Here is a 7,092-nt window from a genome sequence, read left to right on the forward strand (position 1 = left end):
GGTCGGGGGGTGAGGGGTACTCCTCCTACCCCCTCCGCCGTCGCAGTCCCTCGGCGATCTTGGCGCTCGCCGAGAGGCGCTCGACGTGGGCGGGGGATGGCTGCCGGCCGGGCTGGCCGGCCGGGATGCCGGGCGCGTTACCCGGCTGGCTCCGGATGCGCTCGGCGATGCGGGCGTAGGCGGCCCGGGCTGGCTCGATGCTGGCCATCAGTTCGTCGAAGGTGGTTCCTGTGATCATGTCCGGCACCACGTCGGGGTGCGCCGCCAAGATCAACTCGCGGATGCGCTCCAGGTCGAACCCCTCCGTGCCGTCCGCTCCCTGCTCCGTGTGCTCCGGACTCTCGTTCTCCGGAGGTCGCTCAACCACCTCATCCGGCCGTTCCATGGTTCCTCCTGTTCCGTGAGTCGTAGGGGAAGTCGGTCCTCACCCCCTCCCCTCTCCCAACCTTGGGAGAAGGGGGTTAGGGGGTGAGGGCTAGCGCGCCGCTTCACCCCATCCCCGTCAGCCGAAGCAGAATGTCGATCGCGATCGACCCGATCACCAGCGTGAAGAGGTAGTTGATCCGCGCCTTGATCTCCCGCAGCTCGTTCGCGAGATCCTCCACGTGGGCGCGGGTGACGGCGCCGTAGGCGCAACCCGGCTCCAGATCGACCCCCGCGCGCCGCCCGGTGCGCGCCACGATCTCCCGCAGGGTCGCCCCGCTGCGCAGCGCGGCCTGCCGGGCCTCCTCGCTGCTCATGGGTCACCTCCGAGTCCAAGTTCGAGCAGCACCTGCGTCATCGCCGCCGTCAGCCCCTCCGCCGTCCCGGCCGCCAGCGTCCGCTGGGTGCGGACGGCGCGGACCACGGCGTCCACGATCCGCGGGATGCTCGCGGCCAGCCGTGCCGGGTCGTCCTCTTCGGCCAGCACCCGGGCCAGGACCAGGCGGAGCGCGCCGATCTCTTCCGCCAGTGACTCCTCCGTCCCCGGCTGCGTCAGCAGCTCGGTCACCCGCTGCTCGATCAACTCACGAACACCCGGTGCCAGAACCGGCGCGTTCCCTCCGGCCGGACCGGCCCGGATGCGCGTCGGGTCGTGCGCCCAGCAGTACTCCCGCCCGCGCATGGCCCACGCGCGGCAGCCGGGCCGGGCGCAGCGTCGTCCTCGTCCCATCCCTGACTCCCCTCGTTTCGTCCGTGGCTACCCGTCTACTGATGCGTACACATCGGGGGGCGGAAAATCGAACAAATGTTCTGGTTCAGGAGTGGAGATGGTCGGTTCAACCCAATTCCGATCAGGACCAATCGTTCATGCAGGCGATGGTTGTCCCGCACTACCCTAGTGTTCCGGCTGGACGGCAACGGGAGACTGGCGGGCGCCGGCCCGCCCTGTCTTTCTAGTTCCGGCATACGTGTTGGATGTCGAATGGCGGTGAGGCGGCGCAGACGCATGCGGGAGCGAGCGCTTGAGCGGCTGGGCACCCAGGTGACTGAGCCGGGGAGTGAGGGTCACCTGCGGTGCACTGGTATAGGCCTGATGATCCTCTTCAGCATCGTCTCGTTCGTTGCCTGGCAGCTTACCGGGTGGGGCGGGCGGAACGCGGGGATGGCAATCGGGTATCTCCTGTTCAATCTCATCTCGACGCTCCCGGCGCTGGCGCTCTGGCGCCTGGTTGCCCGTGTCCCGCTTGCGGGGAATGAGCGACGTGCCTGGTCGCTCCTCGCGCTCGGCATGACGCTCAACGCCGCCGCGGACTGGGTGTGGGCGTGGTACGAACTCGTCGCTCAGGCGTCGCCGTTCCCATCCGTCGCCGACGTCGCATACCTGCTCTCCTATCCCCCGATCGTCGCGGGGCTGCTCCTCATGCCCGGTGTGTCGCCGCAAGGGAGCGGTCGCGCGGAGCTGTGGCTCGATGCGCTGATGGTCGTGGTCGGCGGCTTCATGGTGCTGTGGTACGTCGTGCTCTACCCTGTGGCGACGGCCGAGAACGCGTCGCTGCTGGCGTGGGTGCTGTCCGTGGCGTATCCCGTCGCCGACGTGCTGGTGCTCTTCGGCGCCGCCGTGGCGCTCGTCCGATTACCCGACGCCCGGCGCACGAGCGCTCACATCCTCCTCGGCGCCGGCTTTATTGCCTTCCTGGTGGCGGACACCGGGTCGTCCCGCATGTGGTTGTCCGGAGCCTACAACCCGGTGTCCTGGCCCGGCATTGCCTACGTGCTGTGCTACCTGTTGGTGGTCGCAGCGGCGTGCGTTCGCGAACGGGTCGAGCGTATGCCGCCCGATGTGGTGCCCCGCCCCGGCACGCGTGGCTGGCGCTGGCGGCTGGGCATCTCGAGCGCGGCGTCCCTGCTCGGCGTCGGCTTTCTGCTTCTCGCCGGGCTACGGCAGGGGAGTCCATCCCTTGCGGGAATGCACTTCGGCGTCGCAGCCCTCCTGACCCTGGTGCTCCTGCGCCAGGGGCTGATCATCCGCGAAAACGCCGCGCTGCTCGCGCGAGCCGTGGCGCTCGCGCAGGCACTCCGGCGGAGCGAACGGCGATACCGCGCACTGGTGCAGAACGTGTCCGACGTGGTTGTCATCCTCGACCCCGACGGTACGATCCGCTACGTCAGCCCTGCCGCGGAGCGCGTCCTCGGTTACCCGCCGGACGAGCTGAAGAGCACCGCCGTCTTCCCGCTGGTCCACTCGGACGACCTGCCGCTGGTGAGGCGCGAGCTGGCGAGCATCCTGGAGCAGCCCGGCGTGGTGAAACGCGTCGAGCTCCGGGCGCGGCACCGCGATGGGTCCTGGCACTATCTGGAAGCCGCCGTCAGCAACCTCCTGACCGACCCGGACGTCGGCGGCGTGGTCGCGGTCATCCGGGACGTGTGCGAGCGCAAGGCGCTGGAGGCCCAACTCCGTCACCAGGCGTTCCACGATCCGCTGACTGGTCTGCCGAACCGAGCCCTCTTCATGTACCGGGTCGATCTCGCGTTCGCCGAGGCCGAGCGCACCGGCCGGACCGCCGCGCTCCTCTTCATCGACCTCGATGACTTCAAGTCCGTGAACGACACGTTCGGGCATGAGGTCGGTGACTTGCTCCTGGTCGAGATCGGCCAGCGGCTGGCCGCTACGCTGCGAGACGGCGATATGGCGGCGCGCCTGGGTGGCGACGAGTTTGCCGTGCTCTTCGACGAGGTCGAGGATTACGCGGACGCCGTCGCCGCGGCGCACCGGGTGCTTTCCGCGTTGAGCAAGCCCGTCCACGTGGCCGGGCGGGACTTCACCGTGACCCCCAGTATCGGGCTTGCGGTGCACAACCCCGGCATCTCTCCCCAGGAGATGCTGCGCCGTGCCGATCATGCCATGTACCATGCGAAGGCGCGCGGGCGCGGCTGCCTGGAGATCTACACGGCCGGGTTGAACGAGGTCGGCTTGGAACAGGCGGTGCAGGTGTAAGGCCCACGGGTCGCTACCCGCGCGATCGGAACCGTCCGGCCGGGGTCCGGTTGCACACCCGCGGGTGGGCTGCAGCCGCCCCGGAGGGAGGTGACCGGTGACGATGGAGCCGAAGCGCATCACGGCCCCGCTCGATGCGGACACGGCGACCCGCCTGCGTGCCGGGGATGCCGTGCTCATCAACGGCACGCTGCTTACCGCGCGCGATGCTGCCCACAAGCGGCTCACCGAGGCCCTGGCCAGCGGTGAGGCGCTGCCGGTGGACCTGCGCGACCAGATCGTCTACTACGTCGGACCCACCCCGGCGCGGCCCGGCGCCATCATCGGCTCAGCCGGCCCGACGACGAGCGGGCGGATGGATCCCTACACCCCCGCGCTGCTGGCCGCGGGGCTGCGCGGTATGATCGGCAAGGGCCACCGCTCCCCTGTCGTGCGCGACGCCATCGTACGCCACGGCGCGGTCTACTTCGCCGCCGTCGGGGGCGCCGGGGCACTGCTGGCGCGGCGCATCACCGCTGCCGAGGTCGTGGCCTATCCCGACCTCGGCCCCGAGGCGATCCACCGCCTGACCGTCGTCGACTTCCCCGCCATCGTCGTCAACGACGCCCACGGCGGCGACCTCTACGCCGACGCCGCGGGGCGGTACGGGGAGTGATGCGTCATACGTCACGCGTCATGCGTGTTCCGTGTTTCGTTCTGCTCCCCCTCTCCCCTTGTGGGAGAGGGGGCCGGGGGGTGAGGGGGACGCATGACGCATGACGCATGACGTGTGACGCCCTACTCCCGCGTATACTCCGCCTTCACGACCGTATGCAGGCCGCCGCGGATGTTGAAGTCGCCAATGACGGTTGCCCGGCGCGGGTCGACCGCGGCGACGAGGTCATCGAGGATCTGGTTGGTGACCTTCTCGTGGAAGGCGCCCTCGTTGCGGTACGACCAGAGGTACAGCTTGAGCGACTTCAACTCCACGATCCGCTGGTCCGGTACGTAGCGGATGGTGATGGTGGCGAAGTCAGGTTGGCCGGTCACCGGGCAGACGCAGGTGAACTCCGGCGTCGAGATCTCGATCTCGTAGTCCCGCTCCGGCTTGGGGTTGGGCACGGTCTCAAGGGTCTTACTTGGCTGCGTTGGCATGCAGGTATCGCCTCCTGATGAGAATCGCGTGTTGGCGCGGCCGACTGCGTCACCGCGCGTATGGATCAAGTATACGGGGGTCTCGTGCCGGAGCAGGTGCGCGGTGCCCTTGACGCAGGGCCGCTGGTGGGCGATCCTCTAAGGCGCATCGGCGGCGGGGGAGGAGCCGTGCCTCACGCCGCGAGGAGGATCGCTGGAGGAAACATGCAGGGGTTTGAGCCACATCGCCTCACGCCGCGGGAGCGACGGATCGTCTTGACCGTGCTCGCGCTCGCGCTCATCGTCCTGGCGGTCTGGATCGGGGTCCTCGTCTTCATGCTGCCGGATCCCAGCCACGGGACGTTCGTCGCCCCATAGCCGGGCAACCCCGCGCCGCGTGCCCGGTCCGGCACCTCGCGGTGCGTGGTCCGGGGCGCGGCGTGCTGGGTCCAGCACTGCCTTGCTCCGGTGATGCCGTCGCCGGCCGACCACCGGCCCTCCGCGCCGGGTCACCCATCCCCATCTTTGGCACGGGAATCTCTCAGTGCCCGCGCAACGCTCTCCAGGAGTTGATCGATCCCGAAGGGCTTCGGGATGAACTCCGTGCAGCCGAGTTCTTCCAGTTGCTCCCACACCACCGGGCGCACATCGGCACTGATCGCCACAACCGGGAGTTGGGAGAACCGCGGATCGGCGCGCAGTTCTCGCAGGATCTCGATCCCGTTCCGGTGTGGCAGCAGGAGGTCGAGCACGACCAGATCGGGTTGCTCTTCCTCCACTCGCTGCACCACCAGCCCGCCATCCCCTTCGCTGACCACGCGGTAGCCGCCGAACTCGGTCAGCGTGCTGGCGATGACCTCACTGTTCGATGGATCGTCCTCGGCGATCAGGATCAGTGGGCGCGCCGCAGACTGGTCCATGTCCGTACCCTAAACCGCCCAGGTGCGGCGCGGTAAGCGCCGCGGAAGATGAACCGTAGCGCCTGCTGCTGTTCCCGGGGTGCTCTCCCTCCCGCCCGGAGAGGAGCCCGAGACACGCGAGCACTGGAGCACCTGCTCCCCGAGTTCGTGTCAGTCTGCCCACAACAGCCCTGGCTCGATACTCTTCAATTAGCACGAATGCTGGAAAAAATCTAGAGCAGATCGGCCCGGCGTGTGCGATTCACACGCGCCGGGCCGGTCAGGCTCACCGTGCCGCGTCGGACGGCCGGGCGGAGGCGGTCGACGCCAGCGCGCCGGTGTCGGGCCAGCGGAGGTGTGGGATCACCTTCTCCCCGAAGGCGCGGATGAACTCCTCCTGGTTCCGCCCGACGTTGTGGACGTAGACCTCGGTGAAGCCAAGGTCGATGTAGTGCTGGATATGCGCGCGGTGGGCGTCGAGGTCGGCCGACATGAAGACCCGGCCGGTGAAGTGCTCCGGCCGGACCAACCGGGCCATCGCGGCGAAGTGCTCCGGATCGCGGATGTCCTGCTTGGGGAAGTTCATCCCGCCGTTCGGCCACTCCCGCACAGCCTGCTCCACCGCCTCTTCGTCGGTCGCCGCCCAGGAGACGTGCAGTTGGATCATGCGGGGCATCGTCGCCGGGTCCTTGCCCGCCTCACGGGCGCCCTTCTCGAAGCGGTCCATCAGCATCTTGATCTTCTCGTCCGCCGCGCCGACGGTGATGATCCCGTCGCACAGCCGCCCCGTCCGCTCGCTCATGATCGGGCCGGAGGTGGCCACCAGGATGGGCGGCGGCGTCTCGGGCATCGTCCAGAGCCGCGCCGACTCCATCTTGACGTACTTGCCCCAGTACTTCACCGTCTTCCCGCTGAAGAGCTTGCGGATGACCTCGATCGACTCGATGAGCCGCTCCAGCCGCTGCGGCGGCTCGGGCCAGTACTCGGCCACGATATGCTCGTTGAGCGCCTCCCCCGCGCCCAGGCCGAGCCAGAAGCGGCCGGGGAACATCGCCTCAAGCGTGGCCGCCGCCTGGGCCACGATCGCGGGATGGTAGCGGTAGCCGGGCGGCGTCACCCCGGTGCCGAAGCGCAGGTTGGTCGTTGCGCCCAACGCGCCGAGCCACGACCACACGAAGGCGCTCTGCCCCTGCTGCGGTGTCCAGGGCTGGAAGTGGTCCGAGGCCATGACCGAGTCGAATCCCGCCTGCTCGGCGAGCTGACACCAGCGCAGGAGGTCGGTCGGGTGGAACTGCTCGAACATCGCCGCGTAGCCTAGTCGGCTCATGTGGAACACCCCTCTCTCCGGTCGTCTCCACGGCAGACAATAGCCGCATTCACCCCTCTTGCCAACACGCTCACCCGCCTTGCACTTCCCGCGCCTGGCGACACCGTAGCACCGACGCTGTGACACGTGCCCCGGGATGGGTGCTGTACGGATCCCGCGCCGTGGCCCGTGTCCGGGGCTCATGGAGATTGACGAATTAGATGGGTGTTCGCCGGTCGGCCCGTGCCCGGGGCTAAAACGCCTGGTGTGAGTTAGGGCGCCGCGGCTACCAGGTGATCAGGTTCGCCACCGCCAGCAGCGGCCGTCCCCGCTGCCGATTGAGCCAGCAGCAGAGA

At 68.7% G+C, this 7,092-nt stretch carries 9 protein-coding genes; 3 read left to right on the top strand and 6 right to left on the bottom strand.

What is annotated here, in order from left to right; genetic code table 11:
• Positions 1-25: 25 nt before the first annotated feature.
• The 3 genes from IRZ30_RS14200 to IRZ30_RS14210 form a co-directional block, all read right to left on the bottom strand.
• Positions 26-385: a hypothetical protein gene (locus tag IRZ30_RS14200; protein ID WP_294086105.1), complete on the bottom strand. Its 360-nt coding sequence runs from the start codon at positions 383-385 to the stop codon at positions 26-28.
• A 103-nt stretch (positions 386-488) separates the two neighbouring features.
• Entirely contained in the window at positions 489-740 is a 252-nt protein-coding gene (locus IRZ30_RS14205) for a hypothetical protein (RefSeq protein WP_294086107.1), read from the bottom strand.
• The gene (locus tag IRZ30_RS14210) at positions 737-1,153 is read right to left on the bottom strand and encodes a hypothetical protein (RefSeq protein ID WP_294086108.1); all 417 of its coding nucleotides are present in this window, start codon (positions 1,151-1,153) and stop codon (positions 737-739) included. The genes IRZ30_RS14205 and IRZ30_RS14210 overlap by 4 nt, the downstream gene beginning before the upstream one ends.
• Positions 1,154-1,429: 276 nt before the next feature.
• Here IRZ30_RS14210 and IRZ30_RS14215 point away from each other — a divergent pair, with 276 nt between their 5' ends.
• Positions 1,430-3,418 carry a diguanylate cyclase gene (locus tag IRZ30_RS14215; protein WP_294086109.1) on the top strand — a complete coding sequence of 663 codons (1,989 nt, stop codon included), beginning with the start codon at positions 1,430-1,432 and terminating at the stop codon, positions 3,416-3,418.
• Between the two features lie 103 nt (positions 3,419-3,521).
• Positions 3,522-4,073, top strand: a complete 552-nt coding sequence (locus IRZ30_RS14220) for a Fe-S-containing hydro-lyase (protein WP_294086115.1) — start codon at positions 3,522-3,524, stop codon at positions 4,071-4,073.
• Positions 4,074-4,195: 122 nt separating this feature from the next.
• Here IRZ30_RS14220 and queF read toward each other — a convergent pair whose 3' ends face one another.
• Positions 4,196-4,552, bottom strand: a complete 357-nt coding sequence (gene queF / locus IRZ30_RS14225; RefSeq protein ID WP_294086110.1) for a preQ(1) synthase — start codon at positions 4,550-4,552, stop codon at positions 4,196-4,198.
• Between the two features lie 204 nt (positions 4,553-4,756).
• Here queF and IRZ30_RS14230 point away from each other — a divergent pair, with 204 nt between their 5' ends.
• Positions 4,757-4,909: a hypothetical protein gene (locus IRZ30_RS14230; protein WP_294086112.1), complete on the top strand. Its 153-nt coding sequence runs from the start codon at positions 4,757-4,759 to the stop codon at positions 4,907-4,909.
• A gap of 131 nt (positions 4,910-5,040) precedes the next feature.
• Here IRZ30_RS14230 and IRZ30_RS14235 read toward each other — a convergent pair whose 3' ends face one another.
• Positions 5,041-5,451, bottom strand: coding sequence for a response regulator (locus IRZ30_RS14235; RefSeq protein ID WP_294086113.1), 411 nt, complete (start codon positions 5,449-5,451; stop codon positions 5,041-5,043).
• Between the two features lie 265 nt (positions 5,452-5,716).
• Entirely contained in the window at positions 5,717-6,757 is a 1,041-nt protein-coding gene (locus tag IRZ30_RS14240; protein ID WP_294086114.1) for a TIGR03557 family F420-dependent LLM class oxidoreductase, read from the bottom strand.
• Between the last annotated feature and the right edge of the window lie 335 nt (positions 6,758-7,092).

Origin of the sequence: Sphaerobacter sp. (genome assembly GCF_019683595.1) — a bacterium.
GTDB lineage: Bacteria > Chloroflexota > Chloroflexia > Thermomicrobiales > Thermomicrobiaceae > Sphaerobacter.